We start from the raw sequence: 26,786 nt of genomic DNA, 5'->3' as shown, positions 1-26,786 counted from the left end.
TCGATCATCGCTCATTTGTTACGTAAAGATTTCACCTGAGAGCGGTTGCTGGCACTCAGTGCCTTGCCAGGTGACACGCGGTGTCATACGTTGAAGGAGTCCGGGCGGCCGGCGTGCAGAGACCTTTCGCACGTCGGCTGTCCCAACAAGTCATCGACTTGCCCGCCCGGACGCCTGCGTCACAGGCAACCTCCCGCGCCACAAAGCGCTGCCGCACACCAAGACCGCCGAACCGACGGCACCGACGTAACCCTCAGCGTCCCTCCCTCAGGACGCGTATCGCCGGAGGCAACACCGTGACCACGAAGGACATCCTGGACGCGATCCAGTCGCCGGACTCGACTCCGGCCGACTTCGCCGCCCTGCCGCTCCCCGAGTCGTACCGCGCGATCACCGTGCACAAGGACGAGACGGAGATGTTCGCGGGCCTGGAGACCCGCGACAAGGACCCGCGCAAGTCCATCCACCTCGACGAGGTGGCCCTGCCGGAACTCGGCCCCGGCGAGGCGCTGGTCGCCGTCATGGCCTCCAGCGTCAACTACAACTCGGTGTGGACCTCGATCTTCGAGCCGCTGTCCACCTTCGGGTTCCTGGAGCGCTACGGCCGCACCAGCGACCTGGCCAAGCGCCACGACCTGCCGTACCACATCATCGGCTCCGACCTCGCGGGCGTCGTCCTGCGCACCGGCCCGGGCGTGAACTCCTGGAAGCCCGGCGACGAGGTCGTCGCACACTGTCTCTCCGTCGAGCTGGAGTCCTCCGACGGCCACAACGACACGATGCTCGACCCCGAGCAGCGCATCTGGGGCTTCGAGACCAACTTCGGCGGCCTCGCCGAGATCGCGCTCGTCAAGTCCAACCAGCTGATGCCCAAGCCGGGTCACCTGTCGTGGGAGGAGGCGGCGGCCCCGGGCCTCGTCAACTCCACCGCCTACCGCCAGCTGGTCTCCCGCAACGGCGCCGCCATGAAGCAGGGCGACAACGTCCTGATCTGGGGCGCGAGCGGCGGCCTCGGCTCGTACGCCACGCAGTTCGCGCTGGCCGGCGGCGCCAACCCGATCTGCGTCGTGTCCTCGCCGCAGAAGGCGGACATCTGCCGGGCGATGGGCGCCGACGCGATCATCGACCGCAACGCCGAGGGCTACCGGTTCTGGAAGGACGAGAACACCCAGGACCCCAAGGAGTGGAAGCGCTTCGGCAAGCGCATCCGCGAGCTCACCGGCGGCGAGGACATCGACATCGTCTTCGAGCACCCCGGCCGCGAGACCTTCGGCGCCTCGGTCTTCGTCACCCGCAAGGGCGGCACCATCACCACCTGCGCCTCGACCTCGGGCTACATGCACGAGTACGACAACCGCTACCTGTGGATGTCGCTGAAGCGGATCATCGGCTCGCACTTCGCCAACTACCGCGAGGCCTGGGAGGCCAACCGGCTCATCGCGAAGGGCAAGATCCACCCGACGCTGTCGAAGACCTACTCCCTGGAGGAGACCGGTCAGGCCGCGTACGACGTGCACCGCAACCTCCACCAGGGCAAGGTCGGCGTGCTGTGCCTCGCCCCCGAGGAAGGCCTCGGCGTGCGCGACGAGGAGATGCGCGCCCAGCACATCGACGCCATCAACCGCTTCCGCAACATCTGAGACACCCGGGGTCATAGATGACTGAGCGTCAGCCCGCCGAAGGCGCGCGGGAGAAGGACCGGCCGTGGCTCATGCGCACGTACGCCGGCCACTCCACGGCCGAGGCGTCCAACGAGCTGTACCGGCGCAACCTCGCCAAGGGGCAGACAGGGCTCTCCGTGGCCTTCGACCTGCCGACCCAGACCGGCTACGACTCCGACCACATCCTCGCCCGCGGCGAGGTCGGCCGGGTCGGTGTGCCGATCGCGCACCTCGGTGACATGCGCCGGCTGTTCCAGGACATCCCCCTGGAGCAGATGAACACCTCGATGACGATCAACGCCACCGCCATGTGGCTGCTGGCGCTCTACCAGGTCGTCGCCGAGGAGCAGGGCGCCGACATCACCAAGCTCCAGGGCACGACCCAGAACGACATCGTCAAGGAGTACCTGTCCCGAGGGACGCACGTCTTCCCGCCGGGACCGTCGCTCCGGCTGACGACCGACATGATCGCGTACACGGTCTCCCACATCCCGAAGTGGAACCCGATCAACATCTGCAGCTACCACCTGCAGGAGGCCGGGGCCACGCCGGTCCAGGAGATCGCGTACGCGATGTCGACGGCGATCGCCGTCCTCGACGCCGTCCGGGACTCCGGCCAGGTGCCGGCCGAGAAGTTCGGCGACGTCGTCGCCCGGATCTCCTTCTTCGTGAACGCGGGCGTCCGCTTCATCGAGGAGATGTGCAAGATGCGCGCCTTCGGCCGCATCTGGGACAAGATCACCCGCGAGCGGTACGGCATCGAGAACCCCAAGCAGCGCCGCTTCCGGTACGGCGTCCAGGTCAACTCCCTGGGCCTGACCGAGGCGCAGCCCGAGAACAACGTCCAGCGGATCGTCCTGGAGATGCTGGCCGTCACCCTCTCCAAGGACGCACGCGCGCGTGCCGTCCAGCTGCCGGCCTGGAACGAGGCCCTGGGTCTTCCCCGGCCCTGGGACCAGCAGTGGTCGCTGCGGATGCAGCAGGTGCTGGCCTACGAGAGCGACCTGTTGGAGTACGAGGACATCTTCGCGGGCTCGCACGTCGTCGAGGCGAAGGTGAACACGCTCGTCGAGGAGTCCCTCACCGAGATCGAGCGCATCCAGGAGATGGGCGGCGCGATGGCCGCCGTCGAGTCCGGCTACCTCAAGTCGCAGCTCGTCTCCTCGCACGCCGAACGCCGGGCCCGGATCGAGTCGGGCCAGGAGAAGATCGTCGGCGTCAACATCTTCGAGACGACCGAGCCGAACCCGTTGACGGCCGACCTGGACACCGCGATCCAGACGGTCGACCCGGCGGTCGAGGCCCGTGTCATCGCCGGCCTCCGGAACTGGCGCGACACCCGCTACCAGCCGCCCTTCAACCACCCGCGCCCCTGCAAGGCGCTGGAGAAGCTGAAGGAGGCCGCGAAGGGCACCGGCAACCTCATGGAGGCCACCCTGGAGTGCGCCCGCGCCGGGGTCACGACCGGCGAGTGGGCCGGGGCGCTGCGCGAGGTGTTCGGCGAGTTCCGCGCCCCGACGGGCGTGTCCTCCGCACCGGTGGCCGTCCCCGCCGAGGAGGGCTCGCCCATGGCGGACGTCCGCCGCAGGGTCGACCTGACGGCCAAGGACCTCGGCGTCGGCAAGCTCCGCTTCCTGGTCGGCAAGCCGGGCCTGGACGGGCACTCCAACGGGGCCGAGCAGATCGCCGTGCGGGCCCGGGACGCCGGGTTCGAGGTGGTCTACCAGGGCATCCGGCTCACCCCGGAGCAGATCGTGGACGCCGCCCTCGCGGAGGACGTGCACGCGGTCGGCCTGTCGATCCTCTCCGGCTCGCACGCCCAGCTGGTGCCGGACGTGCTGGAGCGGCTCCATGTGGCCGGTGCCACAGATATCCCGGTGATCGCCGGTGGCATCATCCCGAATGGCGATGCCGAGCAGCTCAGGGCCGCCGGAGTGGCCGCCGTCTTCACCCCGAAGGACTTCGACATCACCGGAATCATCGGCCGCATCGTCGACGAGATCCGGAAAGCGAACAAGCTCGACCCCCTGGAGGTCCCCGCATGACCGTCAACCGTCTGCGTCCCCGCCGCTCGTGTCTCGCGGTGCCGGGAAGCAACCCCCGCTTCCTGGAGAAGGCGCAGGGCCTCCCGGCGGACCAGGTCTTCCTGGACCTGGAGGACGCGTGCGCCCCGCTCGCCAAGCCCGAGGCGCGGCACACGATCGTCAAGTTCCTCAACGAGGGCGACTGGACCGGCAAGACGCGGGTGGTCCGCGTCAACGACTGGACGACGGAGTGGACGTACCGCGATGTCGTGACCGTCGTCGAGGGGGCCGGCCAGAACCTCGACTGCATCATGCTGCCGAAGGTGCAGACGGCCGAGCAGATCGTCGCGCTCGACCTCCTCCTGACGCAGATCGAGAAGACGATGGGCTTCGAGGTCGGCAAGATCGGCATCGAGGCGCAGATCGAGAACGCGCAGGGCCTCAACAACGTCAACGAGATCGCGACGGCCTCCCAGCGCGTCGAGACGATCATCTTCGGCCCGGCCGACTTCATGGCGTCCATCAACATGAAGTCGCTGGTCGTGGGCGAGCAGCCGCCCGGCTACCCGGCGGACGCCTACCACTACATCCTGATGAAGATCCTGATGGCCGCCCGCGCCAACAACCTCCAGGCGATCGACGGCCCCTACCTCCAGATCCGCAACATCGACGGCTACCGCGAGGTCGCCCAGCGTGCCGCGGCGCTCGGTTTCGACGGCAAGTGGGTGCTGCACCCGGGCCAGGTCGAGGCGTCCAACGAGATCTTCTCGCCCTCCCAGGAGGACTACGACCACGCCGAGCTGATCCTGGACGCGTACGACTACTACACGTCCGAGGCGGGCGGCAAGAAGGGCTCGGCGATGCTCGGCGACGAGATGATCGACGAGGCCAGCCGCAAGATGGCGCTGGTCATCTCGGGCAAGGGCCGGGCGGCGGGCATGCAGCGCACGTCGAAGTTCGAGATCCCGGAGGCCTGAGCGCGATGCAGTTCGGACGCACCTACGAGGAGTTCGAGGTCGGGGCGACGTACAAGCACTGGCCGGGAAAGACGGTCACGGAGTACGACGACCACCTGTTCTGTCTCCTCACCATGAACCACCACCCGCTCCACATGGACACCAACTATGCGGAGAAGACGACGGACTTCGGCAAGAACGTCGTCGTCGGGAACTACATCTACTCGCTGCTGCTCGGCATGTCCGTCCCGGACATCTCCGGCAAGGCGATCGCCAACCTGGAGATCGAGTCGCTGAAGCACGTGGCGCCGACCTTCCACGGCGACACGATCTACGGCCAGACGACGGTCCTCGACAAGTGGCCGTCGAAGTCGAAGAACGACCGCGGCATCGTCTACGTCGAGACCAAGGGCTACAAGCAGGACGGCACGCTGGTCTGCGTGTTCCGCCGCAAGGTCATGGTGCCGACCGAGACCTACATCAAGGAGCGCGGCGGCGAGCAGCCCGGCCGCCCGGAACTTCAGGAGGGCTGAGCCCGATGGCACGCCTCGCCCAGACCGCCGGTCTGACCGACATCCAGCAGGAAATCCTCGCCACCGTCCGCGACTTCGTGGACAAGGAGATCATCCCGGTCGCGACCGAGCTGGAGCACCGCGACGAGTACCCGCAAGCGATCGTCGACGGGCTCAAGGAGTTGGGCCTGTTCGGGCTCATGATCCCGGAGGAGTACGGCGGTCTGGGCGAGTCGCTCCTGACGTACGCGCTGTGCGTCGAGGAGATCGCCCGCGGGTGGATGTCGGTGTCCGGCATCATCAACACCCACTTCATCGTGGCGTACATGCTCAAGCAGCACGGCACGCAGGAGCAGAAGGACCACTTCCTGCCGCGCATGGCGGCCGGCGACATCCGGGGCGCCTTCTCGATGTCGGAGCCGGGCCTGGGTTCCGATGTGTCGGCCATCACGTCCAAGGCGGTCAAGGACGGCGACGAGTACGTCCTCAACGGCCAGAAGATGTGGCTGACGAACGGCGGGACGTCAAGTCTGGTCGCCGTTCTCGTCCGAAGTGATGAAGGACACCCCGAGGGCACCGCGCCCCACAAGTCGATGACGACCTTCCTCGTCGAGAAGGAGCCCGGCTTCGGAGAGGTCCGCCCCGGCCTCACCATCCCCGGGAAGATCGACAAGATGGGCTACAAGGGCGTCGACACCACCGAACTGATCATGGACGGCCTGCGAATTCCGGCCGATCGCGTGCTCGGCGGGGTCACCGGCCGAGGTTTTTACCAAATGATGGACGGCGTCGAGGTCGGCCGCGTCAATGTCGCGGCGCGTGGCTGTGGCGTCGCTCAGCGTGCCTTCGAACTGGGTGTCCAGTACGCCCAGCAGCGTCACACTTTCGGCAAAGCGATCGCCCAGCACCAGGCCATTCAGTTCAAGCTGGCCGAGATGGCTACCAAGGTCGAGGCCGCGCATGCGATGATGGTCAACGCGGCACGCAAAAAGGACTCCGGGGAGCGAAACGACCTTGAGGCTGGGATGGCGAAGTACCTCGCCTCCGAGTACTGCAAGGAGGTCGTGGAAGACGCCTTCCGGATCCACGGCGGCTACGGCTTCTCCAAGGAGTACGAGATCGAGCGCCTCTACCGAGAGGCACCGATGCTGCTCATCGGTGAAGGTACCGCCGAGATCCAGAAAATGATCATCGGTCGCAGGCTGCTCGAAGAGTATCGATTCCAGGGCTAGATGTCCGGATACGGGGTGTTTTCTTGGAGAAGAAGATCACACCCCGTCAACACTCTTCAGCCGCCGACTCGGCTTCCTGGCTTGCCCAGTTGTGGTCACCGACCGGTACGATCCCCGGAAAGCCGCCGTCCCCCGTCACTGCGCGGCATCATCCGCTACGAAGGTCATCCATGCCCCACAGCCAAACCTCTGCACCTCGCGACAGCCAGGTCGGCGTACGCCTCGCGCGCGGAGCATCGCCGTGGCTTCTTCCGACCGTCGCCACCGCAGCCCTCAGCCTGGTGCGCGCGCGCAAGTCCGGCGCCGCCAAGGCCGTCGCCGTGCCCGCCACCGCGCTCGCGGCGGGCATGCTGTGGTTCTTCCGCGACCCCGAGCGCGAGATCGCCACGGGCCGCGTCATCTCGCCCGCCGACGGTGTGGTGCAGAGCATCATGCCGTGGAAGGACGGCCGCACCCGCGTCGCGATCTTCATGAGCCCGCTCAACGTCCACGTCAACCGCGCGCCCCTCTCCGGCACGGTGACGTCGGTCGAGCACATCCCCGGTGGGTTCGTGCCGGCGTTCAACAAGGAGAGCGAGAACAACGAGCGCGTAGTCTGGCATTTCGACACCGAACTCGGTGACATCGAGATGATCCAGATCGCCGGCGCGGTGGCCCGTCGCATCGTCCCCTACATCCCGCAGGGCACGAAGGTCGAGCAGGGTGAGCGCATCGGTCTGATCCGCTTCGGTTCGCGCGTCGACATCTACCTGCCCGAGGGCGTGGATGTCGCGGTCGAGGTCGGTCAGAAGACCGTGGCTGGGGTGACTCGCATTGACCGTGATTGATCCTGAGACACAGGCGGGCTGGGTGCCCGAGGCCGACGAGGTGGACGACGAGGAGGAGATGCCTCTTTCTCTCCGCCTCTCAATAGCGGACACCCTCACCCTCGGCAACGCCACGTGCGGCTTCATGGCGGTGTACTTCACCACCACCGGCATCCTGATCCCGGACCTCACCGGCAGCCCGGCGACCGGCATGACCCGCCACAGCGCGGCCACGGCGGTCATCCTGATGCTGTGCGCGGCGGTCTTCGACCTGTTCGACGGCCTGGTGGCGCGCAAGCTGCGCTCCTCCCCCATGGGCGCCGAGCTGGACAACCTCTCGGACCTGATCAGCTTCGGTCTGGCTCCGGCGTACTTCGTCCTCGTCTACGGCATGGTCGCGGACGACGCGCACCAGCGGGTGGCTGCGGTCGGGGCAATCGTGGTGCTCCTGGCCGTGGTGCTGCGTCTGGCCAGATTCTCCTGCGTGACCGTCCCGAACGGCATGTTCCAGGGCATGCCCTCGCCGTTCGGCGCGCTGACGGTGGTCTCGATCGTCCTGCTGGAGCTGCCCTTCGTGGCGACGCTGCTGGCGATCCTCGGCACCGCCTGGCTGATGGTGAGCCGGGTCGAGTACCCGAAGCCGCGGGGCCGCCTCGCGGTGGCGATGCTGACCTGGATCGTCGTGTCCATGGGCCTCCTGGCCGCCTGGGCCTTCGACGCCCCGAGCGGTCAGCTCCTCCTCCAGACGGGCTGCGCGCTCCAGCTGGTCACCGGCGCGGTCATCCCGCTGTTCGCCACGGCCCGCCGGGTGAACAACTTCCGCGACAACCGTCGCGAGGCGCGGGCGGCACAGCTGCCGTAACGGCTTGGCAGAAGGCCCGAACCGGATCATCCGGTTCGGGCCTTCTCCGTTTTTCAGGGGCTGTACGTCTTTTTCAGGGGCTGTACGTCTTCGCAGCCTCCGAGGCCTCCGCCTCGCGTACGACCTTCATGCCGCCCGTGACGTTCTTGTCGGGCTGGAGGATCACGCTCTCCCGGGAGGACGCGGACTTCGGGTCCGTGAAGTCCTGGACGGGGCCGAAGCCGAGGTCGAAGTCGTTGATCGTGAGCAGGGCGCGGTCGACGCCCTCGCGGGTGAGGTCCTTGTTCTTGCAGGCCTTCTTCAGGGCCTCGCCGAAGGCGGACGCGGCGGTCCAGCCGGCGACGATGCCGTTGTCGAGCGCGTCGTTCGGATAGGCCGCCCGGTAGTCGGCGACGAGCTTCTTGGCCTCCGGCGTGTCCGCGCCGATGGGGAGCGAGGGCGAGGCCACGTAGTAGTTCTTCATCAGGGCCGGGGCCGCCTGGGTGGCGAGGAGCTGGGGTGCGAAGGCGGAGTTGTTGCCGATGACCGGCACGTCGAAGCCGCCGGCCGCGGCGACACCGACGAGCGAGGCCGCCTGGCGCGGGCCCGCGCTGAGGACGATCGCCTTGACGCCGGCCTGCTTGAGGGCGGCGACCTGGGCGGTCATGTCGTTGTCGGTGGGTTTGATCTTCTGCTCGACGACGGTCAGCCCGGCCTCCTTCGCCATGTGCTTCGAGCCGACGAGCGCGCTCTCGCCGTAGTCGCCCTCGAAGTACACGTGGCCGATCTTGTCGCCCTTCTTGATCCCCTTCTCCTTGATCAGGAAGTCGACGGCGTTGATCGTCTCGATGTCGTACGTGGAGCCGATGACGCGGATGTACGGGCTGCCGAGCAGCGCCGCCGACCAGGCCTGCGGCAGCACCAGGCCCTTGTCCTGGCCGTCGACGCGCTGCTTGACCGCGGCGACGAACGGGGAGCCGATGAACTGCGCGAAGCCCAGGACCTTCGGCTCCAGCTCGGTGTAGCCGGAGACGGCCTTCTGCGGGTCGTAGCCGTGGTCGCGGACGGTCAGGGCGGCCTGGTAGCCGCAGACGCCGCCGGCGGCGTTCAGCTGCTTCACGTACAGCTGCTGGGCCTGGGTGACGCTCTTGCCGAGGGTGGCGTAGACGCCGGTCATGTCGGTGAGGGCGCCGAGGGTGATCGTCTTCCCGGAGATGCCCTCGCCCGTCTTGATCCCGCCCGCGGACTGCTTGCCGTTGTCCCCGTTCTCGGAGTCCTTGGCCTTGGAGCTGCACCCGGCCAGCAGGAGCAGCGCGGCGAGGGCGCCGGCGGCGGTCCTGGTCACGTACGTCGTCGTGGTCATCGTTCCTCCGTGAGGGTTCTGGTGCGGCGCCGGGCGGCCACCCTGGCCAGGCCGCCGGGCAGGAACAGCACCACCAGCACGACGGCGGCGCCGTAGAGGTACCGGGACGCCTCGCCCGGTGCGATCCCGCCCGTGCCGGGGGCGGAGACCAGGGGCAGCGCGTCGCTGTAGCGGGTCAGCAGCTGCGGCAGCAGGGAGACGAACACGGCCCCGGCGACCGCGCCGGAGACCGAGCCGAGCCCGCCGATGACGATCATGGCGAGGTATTCGAGGGACAGCGTGATGCCGAAGTAGTCCGGCACGGTCCGCTGGAAGACCAGGGCGAGCAGGACGCCCGCGAGGCCCGCGTACATCGACGACAGCACGAAGACGGCGGCGCGGTACCGGGCCACCGGCACGCCGATCACGCCGGCGGCGATGCGGTGGTCGCGGATCGCGTTCATGGCCCGGCCCGGACGGCCGCGCAGGACGCCCCGGGCGAACAGGGCGCCGGCGAGGAGGGCGAGCAGTCCGGCGTACCAGAGCTTCTCCGCCGAGCCGAACGGGACGGCGGCGACGAGGAGTTCGCGGTCGTCGAAGGTGAGGCCGAAGAGGTTCAGCGGCGGTACGTCGCGGCCGTTGGCGCCGCCGGTGAGGTCGTGGGCGTTGAACATCACGTGCTGGCCGATGAAGACGAGGGCGAGGGTGGCGATGCCCAGATAGGCGCCGCTGAGACGGCCGGAGATGGGGCTGAAGAGGCCGCCCGCGATTCCGGCGACGCCCACCGCGAGCACGGCCGCGAGCCAGGTCGGCAGGCCGAGGCCGGTCAGTCCGTCGTCGCCGTCGGCCGCGAAGACGCAGTAGCCGTAGGCGCCGACGGCGAGGAAGAAGGCGTGGCCCATGGAGAGTTGGCCGGTGGCGCCGGTGAGGAGGTTGATGCCGATCGCGCCGAGGGCGGCGGCCATGGCGAAGAGGCCGGCCTGGAGCCAGAAGCGGTCGAGGTAGAAGGGGAGGGCGAGGAGGAGGACGGTCACGGCGGTCCAGAGGTACGTGCGTGTGCCGAGGACCTTGAGCGGTCTCACCAGGGCTTCAGACACGGGCGAGCTCCTTCGTGCCGAACAGCCCGGCGGGCCGGACGAGCAGGATCGCGACCATGACCAGGTAGGGGGCGAGATCGCCCAACCCCCGTCCCAGGAAGGTCAGATCGCTCTGGTAGCCGGTGGCCAGCGACTCCGTGACGCCGACGAGCAGTCCGCCGACCAGCGCACCGGTCGTCGAGTCCAGGCCGCCGAGGATCGCCGCCGGGAAGGCCTTCAGCGCGGCCAGTGACGTGGCCCGTTCCAGGCCCGGCGTCGGGAACACGGTGAGGAACAGCGCGGCGACGGCGGCCAGGCCCCCGGCCACCGCCCAGGCGCCCAGCGACACCCGGCCCAGCCGTACGCCCATCAGCGCGGCCGTCTCGGCGCTCTCCGCCGCCGCACGCATGGCCACGCCCCACGAGGTGTACCGGAAGACCAGCAGGAACGCGGTGATGAGCAGGGCCGCCGCCACGAACGCGGCGATCCGGGTGTGGGCCAGGGAGACCGGCCCGACCTTGAGGACCGCGTCGCCCCACGGGTCGCCGAGCGCCAGGACGTCCGTGCCGATCCGGCGGGTCAGTTCGGTGGTGAGCAGGATGTCGACGCCGATCGTGACGATGGCGAGGACGCTGGGGTCGCTGCCCCGGTAGCGCCGCATGACGAGGAACTCCACGGCCGCCCCGACCAGCGCGGCCCCCGCGATCCCGACGAGCAGGGCGGGCCAGAAGCCGAGGTCGTCGTGGAGGCTCGCGGTGACGTAGCCGCCCGCCAGCAGGAGGGACGCGTGGGCGAAGTTGACGACCTCGGTGGCGCGGAAGATCACCACGAACCCGAGGGCGATCAGCGCGTACACCGACCCCAACGAGACGCCGTTCAGCAGGATTTCGGCGAAGGTGCTCATGTTCCGGCTCCCAGGTAGGCCTGTACGACGGCCGGGTCGTTCTGTACGTCGGCGGGGGCGCCGTCGGCGATCCGGCGCCCGAAGTCCAGTACGGTCACCGCGTCGGCGAGCCGCATCACCACCCCCATGTCGTGTTCCACCAGCACGATCGAGATGCCGAGGCCGTCCCGGACGCCCGCGATCACGGCGGCGGTCCGGCGGCGTTCGCCGGCGGTCATCCCGGCGACGGGTTCGTCGAGGAGCAGCAGGCGCGGCTCCATGCAGAGCGCGCGGGCGAGTTCGGCGAGCTTCTGCTGCCCGTACGGGAGCGAGCCCGCCGGGCGGTCCAGGCAGTCGGCGATGCCGACGAACTCGGCGATCTCGCGGACGCGTTCGCGGTGGACGCGTTCCTCGCGGGCGGCCGACGGCAGACGAAGTCCGGCCGCGAGGAAGCCGGTTCGGGTGAGCCGGTGACGGCCGAGGAGCAGGCTGTCCTCGACGGTGGCGCGGGGCGGCAGGGCGAGGTTCTGGAAGATGCGGGCGATCCCGAGAGCGGCGATGCGGTGTGCGGGCATGCCGGTGAGTTCGTGGTCGCCGAAGCGGACGCTGCCGGAGGTGGCGCGGTAGACGCCGGACAGGACGTTGAAGCAGGTTGACTTCCCTGCCCCGTTGGGGCCGATGAGGGCGTGGACGGTGCCGGGGCGGACGGTGAAGGAGACGGCGTCGAGGGCGGTGAGCCCGGCGAAGCGGACGGTCAGATCACGTACGTCGAGGGGGTCCACCGGGTCATCCCTCCCACCGGGTGAGGGTCCTCGCGCCGGTCGTCTCCGCGTCGGCCGCCGCGTCCTCGTCGACCACGCCCAGGTAGCGGCGGCGGACCTCGTCGGTGGCGGCCAGTTCCGCCGCCGGGCCTTGCAGGGTCACCTCGCCGACTTCGAGGACGTAGGCGTGGGTGGCCAGGCGCAGGGCGAGGGCGGCGTTCTGTTCGACGAGGAGGACGGCGGTGCCCTGGTCGTTGATCTCCCGGACGGTGTCGGCGATCCGCTCGGCCATGAGCGGGGCGAGGCCGAGGGAGGGTTCGTCGAGGAGGAGGAACCGGGGGGCGGCCATGAGGGCGCGGGCGACGGCGAGCATCTGCTGTTCGCCGCCGGAGAGCAACCCGGCGCGTTGGTGGGCGCGTTGGGCCAGGACGGGGAACAGTTCGCGGACGCGGGCGAGGGACTCGGCGCGGCCCGCCCGTGCGCCGCCGAGGGCGCCCGCGCGCAGGTTGTCGGCGACCGTCATGCGGGCGAACACCCGCCTGCCCTCGGGGACTTGGCAGACCCCGGCGGCGACCACCCGGTCCGGTGGCAGCCGGTCGATTCGTCGGTCGCCGAGCAGCACCTCGCCCTCGGTGACCGCGCCGCCCTGGAAGGACAGCGTGCGGCTGATCGCGCGGAGCAGCGTCGACTTGCCCGAGCCGTTGGCGCCGAGGACCGTCACCACGGCTGCCTCGGGCACCTCCAGGGACACCCGGCGCAGGGCGCGTACGGGACCGTATCCGACCGACAGGTCCCGCACCACGAGTCCGGATCCGACCATGGACTTCCCTTCTGTCCTCACTCGGTGTGGCGCTCACCCCAGCACCGGCGGGGGCGCCCGTCCACGGCCCGCGGCGGAATCGCTGCGGGTGCCCAGCGGGCCGGTGCCGCCGTTGTGCGCGTGCACAACACCGCGTGTCAGGGGCCTGTGCGAAGGCCGGACGCGATGGCATGCTCCGGCCATGGGAGCGCGACGGCCGCGTACCGGTCATGACTGGAAGCTGCTCGCGGAGTCCTGCACGGCTCTGCTGGAGCGGGTGCCGGAGCTCGTCGACGAGCACCTCAGACAACTCTTCGACCACTCCCCCGTCTACGCGCAGGTGCTGCCGTACGACCAGCAGTGGCGGGAGGCGGAGGAGGCGATCCGGATCGGGATCGAGACGATCTCCGCGCCCCGGGACTCGCCGCGCCGCGACCTGGAGTACGCCGAGGACGCGGGGCGGCGGCGGGCTCGGCAGGGGCTGCCCCTGGACCTGCTCATCCACGCCTACCGGAACGCCGGCTATCTGGTGTGGGACGCGCTGGTGGAGGGCGCCGGCGGGCGGGAGCCGGAGCGGCTGGCGGCGCTGATGCGGTCGACGACGATGGTGTGGTCGGCGGTGGACGCGCAGGCGGAGGCGGCGTCGGAGGCGTACCGGGCGACGGAGGCGGAGCTGCGGCGGCGGACGGACGAGCAGTTGCAGGCGCTGCTCGACGCGCTGCTGGAGGGCCAGGCGACGCCGGGGCTCGCGGCACGGGCCGCCGCCGGGCTCGACCTGCCGGAGCACGGGCCGTACGCGGTGGTCGTGCTGCGGGCCGAGCGGCGGGACGCGGCCGAGCGGCCGGTGCGGGGGGCCGGGTTCCGGTTCATCTGGCGGATGCGGGCCGACGGCGAGGTGGGGGTGGTGGCCCTCGCCCCCGGTCAGGGCCTGGACGGGGTGGCGCGGGTGCTCGACGGGCGGTGCTCGGGGCCCGGCGGGATCAGTCCGGTGGTGCCGGGCCTCGCCGAGCTGGGGCGGGCCCGGCGGCTGGCCGAGCTGGCGCTGCGGACCTGTCCGCCGGACGGCACCGCCGTCGTACGCCTCGATCAGCGCATGCCCACGGCGCTCGTGGTGAGCCAGCCGGAGCTGGCCGACCGGCTGGTGTCGGACGTGTTCGGCGGCCTCCTCGAACTGGAGCCCGCCGACCGGGCCGTACTGCTGGAGACCCTCGATGTGTGGCTGACCTGCGAAGGGTCGGCGGGCCGGGCCGCCGCGCGGCTGTACTGCCACCGGAACACGGTGTTCAACCGGCTGCGGCGCCTGGAACAGCTGACGTCACGGTCGCTGGCCCGGCCGCGGGACCTGATCGAGATGACGCTGGCGCTGGACGCGTACCGCCTCTCCGGGACCCGGAGGTGAGGGATGCGGGCCCGGCTCGGCAGGTGAGTGCGCTGCGGCTCAGCTCAGGAAGTCCCGCGCGATCTGTTCCGCCACCCGCTCCAGGATCGGGCCGGCGTCCGCGATGCACTTCGCCACGTCCGGCTCGACCTCGGTGAGCGGGTACGCGCGCCGGATGCCGGCCTTGCCGAGCGCCTCCGGGGGCAGGGCGAGGCGGCCGCACACCGCGACGACCTCCTTGCCGGCGGCGCGGGCCGCGGCGGCGACGCCCGCGGGGGCCTTGCCGTGCAGGGTCTGCTCGTCGAGGGAGCCCTCGCCGGTGATGACGAGGGTCGCCCGCTCCAGCGCGGGGGCGAAGCCGAGGACGTCCAGCATGACCTCGATGCCGGCGCGGAACCGGGCGCCGACGAGGAGCGCGCCGTAGCCGATGCCGCCTGCCGCGCCCGCACCCGGCGACGCGGCGTACGCGGCGGCCTTGGCGCCGACCGCGTCCTCCAGCACGCGCGCGTAGTGCGCGAGAGCGGCGTCCAGGGTCGCCACGTCGTCCGGGGAGGCGCCCTTCTGCGGGCCGTAGACCGCGGGCGCGCCCTTCGGGCCGGTCAGCGGGTTGTCGACGTCGCTGGCGAGGACCAGTTCCACATCGGCGAGGCGCGGGTCGAGCCCGGACAGGTCGGCCGAGGCCAGCTCGGCGAGGCCGCCGCCGCCCGGGGCGATGGGCTCGCCGTCCTTGTCGAGGAACCGGGCGCCGAGCGCGGTGAGCATGCCGGCGCCGCCGTCGGTGGTGGCGCTGCCGCCGACGCCGAAGACGATGGTGCGGGCGCCCGCGTCGAGCGCGGCCCGCAGCAGCTCGCCGGAGCCGTAGGTGGACGAGGTGAGGGGGGCGAAGACACCCTGGGGAAGCCGCTGGAGCCCGCTGGCCTCCGCCATCTCCACGACGGCGGTGTCGCCGCGCAGCGCGAACGCGGCCGTCACCTCCTGGCCGAGCGGCCCGGCGACCTTGACCTCGTGCCGTACGAAACCGGCCGCGACCGCGGCGTCCACGGTGCCGTCGCCGCCGTCGGCCACCGGCAGCGCGGCCACGTCGAGGCCCGGCACGACCCGGCGCAGCCCGGCCGTCACCCGCTCGGCGACCTGCACGGCCGTCAGCGATCCCTTGAACTTGTCCGCGGCGACGAGCACCCGCTCGGTGCCCCTGCCTCCAGCGTCAGCCACTTGCCATCCCCTTGCTCTCAGGCCCCGACGCATGTCAGGGCCAGTCGCGCCGCTGCGACCTTAACCGGAGCCCGCCCTCCCCGTCATGCCCTGCCCGGACCTTGAGAAGCCGCTACGACCCCACTGTGCGACCTCGCGAAATCGGGTAAACCGGTCCTATGACCCCTGTGGGCAGTGAGCCAGAGCTCGCCGACCGCGTTCTCGGGGGCTGGCTGGGCCGGATCGCGGGCAACATGCTCGGCAAGCCGGTCGAGCAGGGCGACCTGTGGACGCGGGACCGGATCGACCGCTATCTGAGGCAGGCCGCCGCCCTGCCGCTGACCGACTATCTGCCGGAGCCGCCGAGCGAGAGCGACGGCTTCGAGCTGCGCCCGGAGTGGCGCCAGTGCGTGCGCGGCCGCATCCACGGCAGCTGCCGCGACGACGACGTGGACTACGCCATCCTCGGCCTGGACCTCCTGGAGACCCACGGCTTCGGCTTCAGCACCGAGCAGGTCGGCGGCCTGTGGCTGCTGAGGCTGCCGTACCTCCAGACGTTCACCGCGGAGCGGGCCGCCTACCGCAACCTCGCCAACGGGCTGAAGCCGCCGCTGACGGCGACGTACGACAACCCGTACCAGGAGTGGATCGGGGCGCTCATCCGCGCCGACATCTACGGCTGGACCTGCCCGGGCGCGCCGCGCCGGGCGGCCTCGCTGGCCCGCCGGGACGCGGTGCTCTCGCACACCGGGAACGGGGTGTACGGGGCGATGTGGGCGGCGGCGCTGGTGTCGGCGGCGTTCACCGCGGCGACCGTGCGGCACGCGCTGGACCAGGCGCTGGCCGTCGTACCGGAGAGCAGCCGGCTGGCCCGGACCGTGCGCCGGGTGATCTCCCTGCACGACACCCGGATGACCTGGGAGGACACGCTGACGACGGTGGCCGAGGAGACCGCCGGGCTGGGCTGGATCCACACGATCCCGAACGCCGCGGTGCTCACCGCCGGGCTGCTCTACGGCGACGGCGACTTCACCCGGACCGTCACGCTGACCGTCCGCGGCGGTCTGGACACCGACTCCAACGGGGCCACGGCCGGTTCGGTGGCCGGGGTGCTGACCGGTGCGGAGGCGATCCCGGAGCAGTGGAAGGACCCGCTGGAGGACACGGTGCGCAGCGCGGTGTTCGGGTTCGACCGGGTGCGGATCAGCGAACTCGCGGAGCGCACGGTGCGGTTGATCGGCGGTGAGTGAGCCTCCGTCTCGACGGTCAGGGGCTCTCCCTCCGGGAACTACCCTTCAGGGATGACCAGCGCTCAGGACTTCGCCACGTACATCGCCGGCCTCCCCCGCATCCTCGCCGGTGCCGCCGCCCTCTTCCGTGACCGCGAGGGGCGGGTGCTCCTCGTCGAGCCCAACTACCGTGAGGGATGGGCGCTTCCGGGCGGCACCATCGAGTCGGACGACGGCGAGACACCACGTCAGGGGGCGCGCCGCGAGACGCTGGAGGAGATCGGCCTGGACCGTGAACTCGGCCGGCTGCTGGCGGTGGACTGGGTGTACCGGCCGGGCATTCCGCCGCTGGTGGCGTACCTGTACGACGGTGGCGTGCTCGGCGAGGACGAGCTGAAGGCGATCCGGCTCCAGGAGGAGGAGCTGCTGTCGTGGCGGCTCGTGCCGCGCGAGGAGCTGGACGACTATCTGCTGGGTTTCCTGGGCGGCCGGGTGCGGGTCGCGCTGGACGTGCTCGCGGAAGGCGCCGGGACGGCGGAGCTGGAGAACGGTCGGCGGGTTTCCTGACGCCTGTTGTTCCGGGTGTCGATTCCCGTCAATTCCCCTGCGGAAATGTGCTCTTGAAGCTACGCCCTTGCGCGTATGGACCCCCTGTACCCGCGCCAATAGCGTGCGAGTCCTCGCCTCATCCGCGAGTACCGGTGGCACGCGGTTCTCCGTGCCGCCGGATTCCATTGCAGGGGGAAACATGCGGGTAATCGTTCAGATGCGCCCGGAACACGATGTCGTCCAGGCAGTCGTGGATCCGTCCGTCAGCACTCCGTCGGCCTCCGACGTCGCCGGCTCACTCCCCGGCATCGACCTGGACGCGGACTTCGTGCCGGTGCCGGTGCCGCAGCCCAAGCCGGTGTACTCCGACGGCGATCCGCTGTCGCTGGACCAGCCGCTCACCTTCTCGCTGGCCGCGGAGGACGCGAGCGTCCTGGTGCGCGGCGAGATCCAGGACCGCGACGGCTCCGCCCGGCTGGCGCTGCTGAGCTCCCAGCGGGCGGACATCGTCGGGATCGCCGCCGACCCGGCCGTCGAGACGACGCCCACCTGCGGCAACACGCCCCCGGTCGGCGACTGGCACGACGTCCAGCGGTTCGTCACGGACGCGCTGAAGAGCGAGGGCCTCGACGGTTCGGGCGTCCCGCTGGCGATCGTCGACACCGGCATCAACCTCGCGCATCTCGGCCAGGTCCTCGGCTCGCCGGTGACGGTCGACGCGGCACGCAGCTGGAAGCCGCCGGGGGTGAACGGCAACTTCGGCCAGTTCCCGGTGAACCACGGCACGATGTGCGCGTTCGACTCGCTGATCGTGGCCCGCAAGGTGTCCCTCCTCGACATTCCCGTGCTGCTCTCGCAGCGGCAGGGCTCGACCGTGATGGAGGGCCTGCTCTCCGACGCGATCTCCGCGTACGCCCACCTGTGGGGGCTGCTGGAGCAGATGCCGCGCGAGCGGCGCAGGATGGTCATCAGCAACAGCTGGGGGTCGTTCAAGCCGACGTGGGACTTCCCGCCGGGGCACCCGGGCAACTACTCCGACAACCGCGCCCACCCGTTCAACCTGATCGTCGCCGCCCTTGAGGTGTCCGGCGCCGACATCCTGTTCGCCGCGGGCAACTGCGGTGTCGAGTGCCCCGACGGGCGCTGCGGCTTCCCGAACCGGCCCATCAACGGGGCGAACTCGCACCCCAGCGTGCTGTCCGTGGCCGGTGTGGACACCCATGACGCCCGGGTCGGCTACTCGTCCCAGGGTCCGGGGCGGCTCGCCGTGCGCAAGCCGGACATCGCCACGTACACGCACTTCAGCGGGTCGAAGGCGTTCGGGCAGAACAGCCCCGACTCGGGGACCTCGGCGGCCTGTCCGGTCGCGGCGGGGGTCGTCGCCGCGGTGCGCAGCAAGCTGTCGGTGCAGGACCTGTCACCGTCCCGGCTGCGTACGCTGATCCGCCGGTCCGCACACGACGCGGGCGGGCACGGCTACGACTTCGACTACGGGTACGGCATCATCAACACCCCGCAGCTCGTCGACGCGGTGCGCCGCGTCGGCAAGAACAACGCCGGCCCGTAGGAGACCCATGGCTCCCGAGCGCCCCACCGTCCTGATCACCGTGACCCTTCCGGTGCGGTCGACCATCGAGGACGCCCAGCGCCGTCTCGGCCTCGCCGACGACGAGGTCGACACGGCGTACGGCCTGGTCCCGGTGGACCCGGCGCGCGGCACCTACGCACTGCTGGTGACCGAGGCGGCCGGGGCGAGGCTCCAGGGAGCACCGGAGGCGCGGGGGTCGCACCAGGGCCCCTTCGCCAACCCGAAGATCGAGCCGTTCGGGCCGGTGCAGTCGAAGGACGACGAGGACTGATAACCGTTCGCCGCGGTGCGTCCTGCGATCTAACCTCGGCCGCATGAACAAGCCTCTCGTCGCCGTCCTCAGCGGGGCCGGCATTTCCACCGACTCAGGGATCCCGGACTATCGCGGCCCGAACGGGTTGTGGCGCCGGGATCCCGAGGCGGAAAAGCTCGTGACGTACGACTACTACATGAGCGATCCGGATGTTCGGCGACGGTCGTGGCTGATGCGCAAGGAGAATCAGTCGCTCGCGGCAGAGCCGAATGCCGCGCATTACGCGGTGGCCGAGCTGGAGAGGTCCGGGGTGCCGGTGCGGGTCGTCACCCAGAACGTCGACGGACTGCACCAGCTCGCCGGGCTGCCGGCCCGCAAGGTCCTCGAACTGCACGGCACCGCACGGCAGGTGGTGTGCACGCGGTGCCACGCGCGCGGCCCCATGGAGGACGCGCTGGCGCGGCTCGACGCCGGGGAGGACGACCCGGCCTGCCTGGACTGCGGCGGCATCCTGAAGTCCGCGACCGTGATGTTCGGCGAGCGCCTCGACCCCGTCGTCCTCGGCGAGGCCGTCGCCATCACCAAGGCCTGCCAGGTCTTCATCGCCGTCGGCAGCAGCCTCCAGGTGCAGCCCGCCGCCGGGCTCGCCGGCGTCGCCGCCGATCACGGAGCCCGGCTGATCATCGTCAACGCCGAGCCGACCCCGTACGACGACCGCGCCGACGAGGTCGTCCGCGAACCGATCGGCACGGCCCTGCCGCAGCTGCTGCGCCGGCTTCAGGGGTAGCGGCCGGCCAGGGCTTTTCCGGCGGAAGGCCCTAGAACAGCGCCGCTCCCCGCTCGAAGTCCAGCAGGCGCTGCTTGCGTTCCAGGCCGCCGCCGTAGCCGGTCAGGCTGCCGTTGGAGCCCACGACGCGGTGGCAGGGGACGATGATGCTGACCGGGTTCTTGCCGTTGGCGAGGCCGACCGCGCGGGAGGCACCGGGGTTGCCCAGGGCCGCGGCGAGGTCGCCGTAGGAGCGGGTCTCGCCGTACGGGATGCGCAGGAGCTGCTCCCAGACGCTGCGCTGGAACGGGGTTCCGTGCAGGTGGAGTTCGAGGGTGAACTCCTTCAACTCGGAGGCGAAGTAGGCCTCCAGCTGGTCGATCGCCTCCCCGAAGGGGCGGTCGTCGCGTACGCCGAACGTCTCCTGCGCGGGACGGTGGCGCTGGTCGGTCATGTAGAGGTTGCTCAGGATGCCGTCCGTCGCGACCAGGGTCAGCGGGCCGTACGGGCTGTCGAGCACAGTGTGTTGCTTCAGTGTTTTTGCAGAACTCACGGAACGTCCTTATACCGGAAGGAAGTTGATCGGGTGGCTGTCGGTCGCCCACAGGTACTGCACCGCGTACGCCCGCCACGGCCGCCAGGCCGCCGCTCGCGCGGTCAGCGCCGCCGGGGTCGAGGGCAGGCCCAGCTCCTGGGCGGCCTTGCGGATGCCGAGGTCGGTGGGGAGGAAGGCGTCGGGGTCGCCGAGGGCGCGCATCGCGATGACGTCGGCGGTCCAGGGGCCGAAGCCGGGGAGGGCGAGGAGGCGGGCGCGGGTCTCGGACCAGTCGGTCTCGACGCCCAGGTTCAGCGTTCCGTCCGCCAGTTGGCCGACCAGGGTGGTGAAGGTCGTGCGGCGGGTGCCGGGCATGGCGAGCGACTCGGGGTCCACGGCGGCGAGTTGCTCCGGGGACGGGAAGAGGTGGGTGAGGCCGCCCTCGGGGTCGTCCACCGGGTCGCCGTGGGCCGTCACCAGTCGGGCGGCGTGGGTGCGGGCCGCGGCGGTCGAGACCTGCTGGCCCAGGACCGCCCGGACGGCGAACTCGGCCTCGTCCACCGTGCGCGGCACCCGTCGCCCGGGCGCCTTCGCGACCAGCGGCGCCAGCACCGGGTCCGTGCGCAACTGGTCGTCGATCGCGACCGGATCGGCGTCCAGGTCCAGCATGCGCCGGCAGCGGCTGATGGCGACGGTCAGATCGCGCAGGTCGCTCAGGGTGAGGCGGCAGGCGACGTGGTCGGGGTTCGGGGTCAGCGCCACGATGCCGTGGCCGTACGGGAGTCGGAGCGTGCGGCGGTAGGCGCCGTCCCGCCACTCCTCCACCCCGGGCACGGCGGTGGCCGCGAGGTGGCCGAAGAGGTTGTCGGGGTTGAGGGGGGCGCGGAACGGCAGCCGGAGCGTGAGAACGCCGGGGGTCACCGCGCCCGCGTTCCTGCGCGGCACCCGGGTGCGCAGTTCGCTGGGTGAGAGGGCGAAGACCTCGCGGACGGTGTCGTTGAAGGTGCGGATCGAGGAGAAACCGGCGGCGAACGCGATCTCCGCCATCGGCAGGGCCGTCGTCTCGATCAACAGCCGTGCGGTCTGGGCGCGTTGGGCGCGGGCCAGCGCGAGCGGGCCCGCGCCCAGTTCGGCGAGGAGCTGGCGTTCGACCTGCCGGGTGCTGTAGCCGAGGCGGGCGGCGAGTCCCGGCACGCCCTCGCGATCCACGATCCCGTCGGCGATCAGCCGCATCGCCCGGGCCACCAGGTCCGCGCGCTCGTTCCACTCGGGGGAGCCGGGGCTGGTGTCCGGGCGGCAGCGCTTGCAGGCCCTGAACCCGGCCTGCTGGCAGGCGGCCGCGCTCGGGTAGAACGTCATGTTCGCGGGCTTGGGCGGCACGGCCGGGCAACTGGGCCGGCAGTAGATCCGGGTCGTCAGGACCGCCGTGAAGAACCACCCGTCGAACCGGGCGTCCTTCGACTGGACGGCGCGCACGCAGCGCTCGGTGTCGGTGTGCATCCCCTTCTGCATGGCACCAGCATGGTGCAGCGGCGGACCGGCGGCTGGCGGGAATCCGACATCAACCTCGCGCTGGCTGCACCGGCCCGGATCGCCGGCGAGGGCCAGGAGGCCGTCCGCGTGGAGGCCGGAGTCGGGTGCCGGGCGCGGGCACCTGGGGCCGGGGCGGCCTCAACCGCCGTCACACCCCCCGCGCCCGAGCCGCCAGCAAGGCGATGTCGTCGTGGACCGAGCCCGTGGCCGCGTGGGCCAGGATGCCGTCGAGGATCTCGTCCAGGTCGCCGCCGGGTGGCAGGCGCAGGTCGGTCAGGCGGCTGAGGGACGTGTCGATGTCCTCGTCGCGGCGTTCCACCAGGCCGTCGGTGTAGAGGAGCAGGGTGCCGCCGGGCACGCCGGGGCGGGTGACGGTCTCGTAGGCGCCGAGGCCGGTGCCCAGTGGGGGGCCGGCGGGCAGCGGGACCAGTTCCACGTGGCCCTCGGGGGTGATCCGCAGCGGAGGCAGATGGCCGGCGTTGGCGTAGCTGATCGTGTCGGTGGCCGGGTCGCCGAGGGCGAGCAGGCAGGTGGCGACGCGGTCGAAGCCGGACGCGGCGATCATGCGGTCGGCGGCGTGGAGCATCTCGTGGAGCGGCAGCCCCGAGGAGGAGGCGAGTGCCCGGAGCATCGACCGGTAGTGGCTCATCGCGACGGCCGCCTCCACCCCGTGGCCCATCACGTCGCCGATGACGAGCAGGTTGCGGCCCTGCGGAAGCGCCAGCGAGTCGTACCAGTCGCCGCCCACCACCGCGCTGTCGTCGGCGGGGAGATAGCGGGAGGCGGTCTCCAGGTCGGGGTGCGGGAGGGTCGGCTCGCTGAGCAGGGCCCGCTGGAGCTCCAGGGCCATGGTGTGTTCACGGGCATAGTGCCGGGCGCGTTCCAGGGCGCGGGAGGCGCGACCGGCGAGTTCCTGGGCGACCACGCCGTCCTCGACCGTGAAGGCCGGTGAGGAGCCCGCCCGGACCATGGCGAGGACGCCCACGCTCCGGGAGTCGGTGGTGAGCGGCACGACGAGGCCGGAGTGGATGCCGGCGGCCCGGTACTCCGCCAGCCGGTCCGCGTACGGGCCGCGCAGCCCCGGCGGGCGTCTGCCGGGCACGGTCGTCAGCAGCGGTCTGCCGCGTTCCAGGACCCGCCGCACCGGGGACGCCGGGCCGTGCTCGTTGACCTCGCCGAGCACGGGCGGCCTGCCGAGCCGCCGGTCCAGCTCCGGACTGCGGCTCACCACGGCGCGCCGCAGCCGTACCACCCCGCCGGGCGGCGGTCCCGGCGGGCCGTCCTCGACCACCAGGTCGACGGAGGCCCCGTCCGCCAGGTCCCGCACCGCGAAGTCGACGAGTTCCCGGCAGGTCCGCTCCAGGTCGAGGGTGGTGCCGATGCGCAAAGTGGCCGCGTGGACCATCGCCATCCGGCCGTGGGCCCGCTCCAGCTCGGTGACGTAGCGGCGCGGCTCGGTCACCTCCACGCCGACGGCCACCAGGCCGATGACCTCGCCCCGCTCGTCGTAACGCCGGTGGTAGGTGCACTGCCACTCCCGGCGCACCCGGTGGACGCCGGTGCCCATGCTGCCGGAGACGACGACGTCACGGGGCCGGCCGTCGCGCAGCACCGCCAGGGGCACGTCGACGGGCCGCTCCACGCCGGGCATGACCTCGGTGAGGGTGCGGCCCAGGTGCTCCCGCACCGGTACGCCGTTGATCCGGGCCATGTGGGGATTGACGTACACATAGCGCAGCCGGGTGTCGAGGACGGCGACGGCCGCCGTGCCGCCCTCCACGATGTCCCGCAGCAGCCGGTACTCCCGTCCCAGATCCCCGCCCACGCCCGTCGGCAGCGCGTCGACGTCCGCGGACAGCAGGGTCCGCGGGAGAGGGGGGTCCGTCCCCACGGGCACCTCCCGTTCTCCGGGACAGGGGGTTCCATGATCGGGCCGGACGGTGCGCGGCGCATGTCGCGGAGCTCGGCGGACGGGTCCGGTGGAGGCCGTGCGGTCGCCGGCGTGACGGCCGGTGTACGGCTGGGCCGCACCCTGACGGGCGAACGCGGCGCCTTGCCCGGATGGCGCTGCCTCGGCGGCGAAACAGCCTGGTCAGGGTCATCGCGCCGAGGGGGCGGGGTGGCCGTGGAGCCGCTCGATCGGTTTGCGGGGCGTCTGACCCGTTCTCACCGTGGGCGCAAGGACTGCAGTTTCGAGCGCTTCGAAAGGAACTTCATGCGCGCCCTTGTCTCCCGCGGCCTCCTCGTGCCGCCCCTGGTCTGCGCCGCCCTCGTCTTCGGCCAGGCCGGCACCGCCGCCGCCGTCGGTGACGTGGGCCGGGCCGTGCCGGGCCCGAGCATCGCGGAGGCGGCTGTGCGGGCCGACGCCGGGATGGACACGTTCCTGGACTCGCTGCTGGCGGAGAGCACCCTGCCGGACGGCACCCGGCTCGATCCCGCGTCGGCCGGTACGCGCCTCGACCCGGCCGTGACGGACGGCGCCCGGCTCGACCCGGCCGCGGCCACCTCGTACGCGGCGGAGATCCGTGCCTGGGGCGCCACCGTCCAGGAGCGTCTGCGCGGCCTCGACACCCCGGCCGAGCGGACCGTGGCCCGGGCCGCCGGCCCCGTGGACGACCTCGTCGCCCAGGTCCAAGCCGCGGTCAGCAGCCTGCTCAGCTCACTGACCTCGCTGGACCTGGGCGGGGTGCTGAGCGCGGTGACCGGGCTCCTGTCGCCCGTGCTCGGCCTCATCACGGGGCTGCTGGGCAGCGCGGTGCCGAAGCTGCCCGACGTTCCCGTGTCCTGATCAGCCGGCCTGCGCGGCGAACACTTCGTACGCCTGCTCGCCGAAGAGGACGAACCGCACCTCCGTCACCGAGGTCCGCGCGGCCCGCACCGTCTGCACGGCGATGCGGGCCGCGTCGTCCATCGGCCAGCGGTAGACGCCGGTGGAGATCGCCGGGAACGCGACCGTACGGGCACCGAGCTCGTCGGCGACCTTCAGCGACTCCCGGTAGCAGGAGGCGAGCAGGTCGGAGCGGTCCTCGTGCGCGCTGAACACCGGGCCGACCGTGTGGATCACCCACCGCGCGTCCAGTTCCCCGGCCGTGGTGGCGACCGCCTGGCCCGTCGGCAGCCCCTTGCCGTACCGCGAGGCGCGCAGCGCGCGGCACTCCGCGAGGATCGCCGGGCCGCCGCGCCGGTGGATGGCGCCGTCGACTCCTCCCCCGCCGAGGAGGGAGGAGTTCGCCGCGTTGACGATCGCGTCGACGCTCTCGCGCGTGATGTCGCCCTGGACGAGCGTGATGGTGGTGTCGGTCATGGGACCCACTCTCGCCCGAGGCGGTTCACCATGCCACGGGCAGCGCCACGACCACACCTTCCCCTGCCCTGATCCGTACGCCGCCCAGCTCGACGTCCTGCGTCGCGATCCGCCGCATCAGGGTCACGCCTGCTGCTGCCGCAGCCGCCGCCACACCGCCTTCGCCGCGTTGTGCCCCGACATGCCGTGCACACCGGGGCCCGGCGGGGTGGCCGAGGAGCAGATGAAGACGGCGGGGTGCGGGGTGCCGTACGGGGACAGGGAGAGCTTGGGGCGCAGCAGGATCTGGAGGCCGGTGACCGCTCCGGAGCCGATGTCGCCGCCGACGTAGTTGGCGTTGCGGGCGGCCAGTTCGGGCGGTCCCGCCGTGGCGCGGGCCAGCACCCGGTCGCGGAACCCGGGGGCGAAGCGCTCCAGTTGGCGTTCGAGGGCGTCGGTGAGGTCGCCGTCCCAGCCGCTGGGGACATGGCCGTAGGCCCAGAAGACCTGCTTGCCCTCGGGTGCCCGGTCGGGGTCGACCACACCCGGCTGCACGGTGATCATGAACGGCCTGTCGGGGGCCCGGCCCTCCCGGGACGCGGCCCGCAGAGCCGTGCCGATCTCCGCGCTGCTCGCACCGATCTGCACGGTTCCGGCGACGCGGGCCTCCGGCGCGGTCCAGGGCACCGGGCCGTCGAGCGCGTAGTCGACCTTGAAGACGCCCGGGCCGTACCGGTAGCCGTCGTAATAGCGGCCGAGGCCGGCGATCCGGGCCAGGGCGGTGGGCGAGGTGTCGAAGACGTACGCGCGCGCGGGCGGCAGGTCGTCGAGGCGCTTGACCTCGTAGTCCGTGTGGACGGTGCCGCCGAGGTCCTTGAGGTACGCGGCGAGCGCGTCGGAGATCGACTGGGAGCCGCCGCGGGCGACGGGCCAGCCCCGGGCGTGCGCGGCGAGGGCGAAGACCAGGCCGATGGCGCCGGTGGCGAAGCCGGACAAGGGGGCCATGACGTGGGCGACGAGGCCGGAGAACAGGGCCTTGGCCCGCTCGTCGCGGAAGCGGCGCATCAGCCACGTCGACGGCGGCAGCCCGACGAGCCCGAACCGGGCGAGGGTGACCGGGTCGCGGGGCAGCGCGGTCAGCGGCAGGGACATGAAGTCGCGGGCCAGGGTGTCCCAGTGGGGCAGGAACGGCTCGACGAGCCTGCGGTACGCCCCCGCGTCGCGCGCCCCGAAGGAGGCGGCCGTCTCGGCGACCGACCGGGACAGCACGGCGGCGGTGCCGTCGGTGAAGGGGTGGGCCATGGGCAGCTCGGGCTGGAGCCACTCCAGGCCGTACCGCTCCAGGGGCAGGGCGCGGAACGCCGGGGAGTTGATCCCGAGGGGATGGGCCGCGCTGCACGGGTCGTGCCGGAAGCCGGGGAGGGTGAGTTCCTCGGTGCGGGCTCCTCCACCGACGGTGTCGCGTGCCTCGAAGACGGCCACGGAGAAGCCGCGCCGGGCCAGCTCCACGGCAGCCGTCAGTCCGTTCGGCCCCGCACCCACCACGACCGCATCGAGCATCGACGGCACCTTCGGACCCCTTCGTCAG

The 26,786-nt window shown here is 71.4% G+C and carries 25 protein-coding genes; 14 read left to right on the top strand and 11 right to left on the bottom strand.

Annotated features, from left to right (window positions below; all coding sequences use genetic code 11):
• Positions 1-296: 296 nt before the first annotated feature.
• The 7 genes from ccrA to pssA all read left to right on the top strand — a co-directional run bounded on the left by ccrA (position 297) and on the right by pssA (position 8,053).
• Positions 297-1,640, top strand: a complete 1,344-nt coding sequence (ccrA, locus tag EJC51_RS37845; protein WP_126275176.1) for a crotonyl-CoA carboxylase/reductase — start codon at positions 297-299, stop codon at positions 1,638-1,640.
• Positions 1,641-1,657: 17 nt separating this feature from the next.
• Entirely contained in the window at positions 1,658-3,706 is a 2,049-nt protein-coding gene (locus tag EJC51_RS37840) for a protein meaA (RefSeq protein ID WP_126275175.1), read from the top strand.
• Entirely contained in the window at positions 3,703-4,662 is a 960-nt protein-coding gene (locus EJC51_RS37835) for an HpcH/HpaI aldolase/citrate lyase family protein (protein WP_031475710.1), read from the top strand. Before EJC51_RS37840 ends, EJC51_RS37835 begins: the two co-directional genes overlap by 4 nt.
• Positions 4,663-4,667: 5 nt before the next feature.
• Positions 4,668-5,174, top strand: coding sequence for a MaoC family dehydratase (locus EJC51_RS37830; protein WP_059195327.1), 507 nt, complete (start codon positions 4,668-4,670; stop codon positions 5,172-5,174).
• A 5-nt stretch (positions 5,175-5,179) separates the two neighbouring features.
• Entirely contained in the window at positions 5,180-6,385 is a 1,206-nt protein-coding gene (locus tag EJC51_RS37825; RefSeq protein WP_126275174.1) for an acyl-CoA dehydrogenase family protein, read from the top strand.
• Positions 6,386-6,555: 170 nt separating this feature from the next.
• Positions 6,556-7,212 carry a phosphatidylserine decarboxylase gene (locus tag EJC51_RS37820; protein ID WP_097270585.1) on the top strand — a complete coding sequence of 219 codons (657 nt, stop codon included), beginning with the start codon at positions 6,556-6,558 and terminating at the stop codon, positions 7,210-7,212.
• 22 nt (positions 7,213-7,234) lie between these two features.
• On the top strand, positions 7,235-8,053 hold the full coding sequence (gene pssA, locus EJC51_RS37815; RefSeq protein ID WP_126277292.1) for a CDP-diacylglycerol--serine O-phosphatidyltransferase: 819 nt from the start codon (positions 7,235-7,237) through the stop codon (positions 8,051-8,053).
• Between the two features lie 73 nt (positions 8,054-8,126).
• Here pssA and EJC51_RS37810 read toward each other — a convergent pair whose 3' ends face one another.
• Genes EJC51_RS37810 through EJC51_RS37790 form a run of 5 tightly spaced genes read right to left on the bottom strand, consistent with a single transcriptional unit; the run spans position 8,127 to position 12,914 of the window.
• Positions 8,127-9,395, bottom strand: a complete 1,269-nt coding sequence (locus EJC51_RS37810) for an ABC transporter substrate-binding protein (RefSeq protein ID WP_126275173.1) — start codon at positions 9,393-9,395, stop codon at positions 8,127-8,129.
• Complete coding sequence (locus tag EJC51_RS37805) at positions 9,392-10,471, bottom strand: branched-chain amino acid ABC transporter permease (RefSeq protein ID WP_126275172.1); 1,080 nt, start codon at positions 10,469-10,471, stop codon at positions 9,392-9,394. The genes EJC51_RS37810 and EJC51_RS37805 overlap by 4 nt, the downstream gene beginning before the upstream one ends.
• The gene (locus EJC51_RS37800) at positions 10,464-11,354 is read right to left on the bottom strand and encodes a branched-chain amino acid ABC transporter permease (protein ID WP_126275171.1); all 891 of its coding nucleotides are present in this window, start codon (positions 11,352-11,354) and stop codon (positions 10,464-10,466) included. The genes EJC51_RS37805 and EJC51_RS37800 overlap by 8 nt, the downstream gene beginning before the upstream one ends.
• Complete coding sequence (locus EJC51_RS37795) at positions 11,351-12,115, bottom strand: ABC transporter ATP-binding protein (protein WP_126275170.1); 765 nt, start codon at positions 12,113-12,115, stop codon at positions 11,351-11,353. The genes EJC51_RS37800 and EJC51_RS37795 overlap by 4 nt, the downstream gene beginning before the upstream one ends.
• A gap of 4 nt (positions 12,116-12,119) precedes the next feature.
• Complete coding sequence (locus EJC51_RS37790) at positions 12,120-12,914, bottom strand: ABC transporter ATP-binding protein (protein WP_126275169.1); 795 nt, start codon at positions 12,912-12,914, stop codon at positions 12,120-12,122.
• A gap of 181 nt (positions 12,915-13,095) precedes the next feature.
• Between EJC51_RS37790 and EJC51_RS37785 the strand changes: the two genes are divergently transcribed.
• Positions 13,096-14,292, top strand: coding sequence for a PucR family transcriptional regulator (locus EJC51_RS37785; RefSeq protein ID WP_126275168.1), 1,197 nt, complete (start codon positions 13,096-13,098; stop codon positions 14,290-14,292).
• A 39-nt stretch (positions 14,293-14,331) separates the two neighbouring features.
• Here the strand turns inward: EJC51_RS37785 and EJC51_RS37780 are convergent, their stop codons facing one another.
• Entirely contained in the window at positions 14,332-15,516 is a 1,185-nt protein-coding gene (locus EJC51_RS37780) for a glycerate kinase (protein ID WP_126275167.1), read from the bottom strand.
• A 125-nt stretch (positions 15,517-15,641) separates the two neighbouring features.
• Here EJC51_RS37780 and EJC51_RS37775 point away from each other — a divergent pair, with 125 nt between their 5' ends.
• The 5 genes from EJC51_RS37775 (at position 15,642) to EJC51_RS37755 (ending at position 19,868) form a co-directional block, all read left to right on the top strand.
• A complete protein-coding gene (locus EJC51_RS37775) occupies positions 15,642-16,712 on the top strand; it encodes an ADP-ribosylglycohydrolase family protein (protein WP_126275166.1) in 1,071 nt (356 codons plus the stop codon).
• A 51-nt stretch (positions 16,713-16,763) separates the two neighbouring features.
• A complete protein-coding gene (locus EJC51_RS37770; RefSeq protein WP_126275165.1) occupies positions 16,764-17,258 on the top strand; it encodes an NUDIX domain-containing protein in 495 nt (164 codons plus the stop codon).
• 181 nt (positions 17,259-17,439) lie between these two features.
• Positions 17,440-18,807 (top strand): S8 family serine peptidase, encoded by a 1,368-nt coding sequence (locus tag EJC51_RS37765; RefSeq protein ID WP_126275164.1) that lies wholly within the window; start codon positions 17,440-17,442, stop codon positions 18,805-18,807.
• 7 nt (positions 18,808-18,814) lie between these two features.
• The gene (locus EJC51_RS37760) at positions 18,815-19,099 is read left to right on the top strand and encodes a hypothetical protein (RefSeq protein WP_126275163.1); all 285 of its coding nucleotides are present in this window, start codon (positions 18,815-18,817) and stop codon (positions 19,097-19,099) included.
• A 43-nt stretch (positions 19,100-19,142) separates the two neighbouring features.
• A complete protein-coding gene (locus EJC51_RS37755) occupies positions 19,143-19,868 on the top strand; it encodes an SIR2 family NAD-dependent protein deacylase (RefSeq protein ID WP_126275162.1) in 726 nt (241 codons plus the stop codon).
• A gap of 31 nt (positions 19,869-19,899) precedes the next feature.
• Here the strand turns inward: EJC51_RS37755 and EJC51_RS37750 are convergent, their stop codons facing one another.
• The 3 genes from EJC51_RS37750 to EJC51_RS37740 form a co-directional block, all read right to left on the bottom strand.
• A complete protein-coding gene (locus tag EJC51_RS37750; RefSeq protein ID WP_126277291.1) occupies positions 19,900-20,382 on the bottom strand; it encodes a methylated-DNA--[protein]-cysteine S-methyltransferase in 483 nt (160 codons plus the stop codon).
• Between the two features lie 27 nt (positions 20,383-20,409).
• On the bottom strand, positions 20,410-21,894 hold the full coding sequence (locus EJC51_RS37745) for an AlkA N-terminal domain-containing protein (RefSeq protein WP_279631376.1): 1,485 nt from the start codon (positions 21,892-21,894) through the stop codon (positions 20,410-20,412).
• 169 nt (positions 21,895-22,063) lie between these two features.
• Positions 22,064-23,806, bottom strand: a complete 1,743-nt coding sequence (locus EJC51_RS37740; RefSeq protein ID WP_166682942.1) for a SpoIIE family protein phosphatase — start codon at positions 23,804-23,806, stop codon at positions 22,064-22,066.
• A 324-nt stretch (positions 23,807-24,130) separates the two neighbouring features.
• Between EJC51_RS37740 and EJC51_RS37735 the strand changes: the two genes are divergently transcribed.
• A complete protein-coding gene (locus tag EJC51_RS37735; RefSeq protein WP_126275160.1) occupies positions 24,131-24,703 on the top strand; it encodes a hypothetical protein in 573 nt (190 codons plus the stop codon).
• Here the strand turns inward: EJC51_RS37735 and EJC51_RS37730 are convergent, their stop codons facing one another.
• Both EJC51_RS37730 and EJC51_RS37725 read right to left on the bottom strand, forming a co-directional pair.
• On the bottom strand, positions 24,704-25,219 hold the full coding sequence (locus EJC51_RS37730; RefSeq protein ID WP_126275159.1) for an O-acetyl-ADP-ribose deacetylase: 516 nt from the start codon (positions 25,217-25,219) through the stop codon (positions 24,704-24,706). It abuts the gene before it with no gap.
• Positions 25,220-25,342: 123 nt separating this feature from the next.
• Positions 25,343-26,758 carry a phytoene desaturase family protein gene (locus tag EJC51_RS37725; protein WP_126275158.1) on the bottom strand — a complete coding sequence of 472 codons (1,416 nt, stop codon included), beginning with the start codon at positions 26,756-26,758 and terminating at the stop codon, positions 25,343-25,345.
• Positions 26,759-26,786 lie beyond the last annotated feature (28 nt).

It is taken from the genome of Streptomyces aquilus, from assembly GCF_003955715.1.
Taxonomy (GTDB): domain Bacteria; phylum Actinomycetota; class Actinomycetes; order Streptomycetales; family Streptomycetaceae; genus Streptomyces; species Streptomyces aquilus.
This window is presented reverse-complemented; position numbering and strand designations above follow the sequence as displayed.

Bases quoted from the DNA above. Each gene is read 5' to 3' on its own strand.
- EJC51_RS37830 (WP_059195327.1), top strand. From the start codon at position 4,668: ATGCAGTTCGGACGCACCTACGAGGAGTTCGAGGTCGGGGCGACGTAC.
- EJC51_RS37820 (WP_097270585.1), top strand. From the start codon at position 6,556: ATGCCCCACAGCCAAACCTCTGCACCTCGCGACAGCCAGGTCGGCGTA.
- EJC51_RS37770 (WP_126275165.1), top strand. From the start codon at position 16,764: ATGACCAGCGCTCAGGACTTCGCCACGTACATCGCCGGCCTCCCCCGC.
- EJC51_RS37775 (WP_126275166.1), top strand. From the start codon at position 15,642: ATGACCCCTGTGGGCAGTGAGCCAGAGCTCGCCGACCGCGTTCTCGGG.
- EJC51_RS37790 (WP_126275169.1), bottom strand. From the start codon at position 12,914: ATGGTCGGATCCGGACTCGTGGTGCGGGACCTGTCGGTCGGATACGGT.
- EJC51_RS37800 (WP_126275171.1), bottom strand. From the start codon at position 11,354: ATGAGCACCTTCGCCGAAATCCTGCTGAACGGCGTCTCGTTGGGGTCG.
- EJC51_RS37765 (WP_126275164.1), top strand. From the start codon at position 17,440: ATGCGGGTAATCGTTCAGATGCGCCCGGAACACGATGTCGTCCAGGCA.
- EJC51_RS37825 (WP_126275174.1), top strand. From the start codon at position 5,180: ATGGCACGCCTCGCCCAGACCGCCGGTCTGACCGACATCCAGCAGGAA.
- EJC51_RS37730 (WP_126275159.1), bottom strand. From the start codon at position 25,219: ATGACCGACACCACCATCACGCTCGTCCAGGGCGACATCACGCGCGAG.
- EJC51_RS37760 (WP_126275163.1), top strand. From the start codon at position 18,815: ATGGCTCCCGAGCGCCCCACCGTCCTGATCACCGTGACCCTTCCGGTG.
- EJC51_RS37780 (WP_126275167.1), bottom strand. From the start codon at position 15,516: ATGCGTCGGGGCCTGAGAGCAAGGGGATGGCAAGTGGCTGACGCTGGA.
- EJC51_RS37835 (WP_031475710.1), top strand. From the start codon at position 3,703: ATGACCGTCAACCGTCTGCGTCCCCGCCGCTCGTGTCTCGCGGTGCCG.
- EJC51_RS37840 (WP_126275175.1), top strand. From the start codon at position 1,658: ATGACTGAGCGTCAGCCCGCCGAAGGCGCGCGGGAGAAGGACCGGCCG.
- EJC51_RS37745 (WP_279631376.1), bottom strand. From the start codon at position 21,894: ATGCAGAAGGGGATGCACACCGACACCGAGCGCTGCGTGCGCGCCGTC.
- EJC51_RS37725 (WP_126275158.1), bottom strand. From the start codon at position 26,758: ATGCTCGATGCGGTCGTGGTGGGTGCGGGGCCGAACGGACTGACGGCT.
- EJC51_RS37735 (WP_126275160.1), top strand. From the start codon at position 24,131: ATGCGCGCCCTTGTCTCCCGCGGCCTCCTCGTGCCGCCCCTGGTCTGC.
- EJC51_RS37755 (WP_126275162.1), top strand. From the start codon at position 19,143: ATGAACAAGCCTCTCGTCGCCGTCCTCAGCGGGGCCGGCATTTCCACC.
- EJC51_RS37810 (WP_126275173.1), bottom strand. From the start codon at position 9,395: ATGACCACGACGACGTACGTGACCAGGACCGCCGCCGGCGCCCTCGCC.
- EJC51_RS37785 (WP_126275168.1), top strand. From the start codon at position 13,096: ATGGGAGCGCGACGGCCGCGTACCGGTCATGACTGGAAGCTGCTCGCG.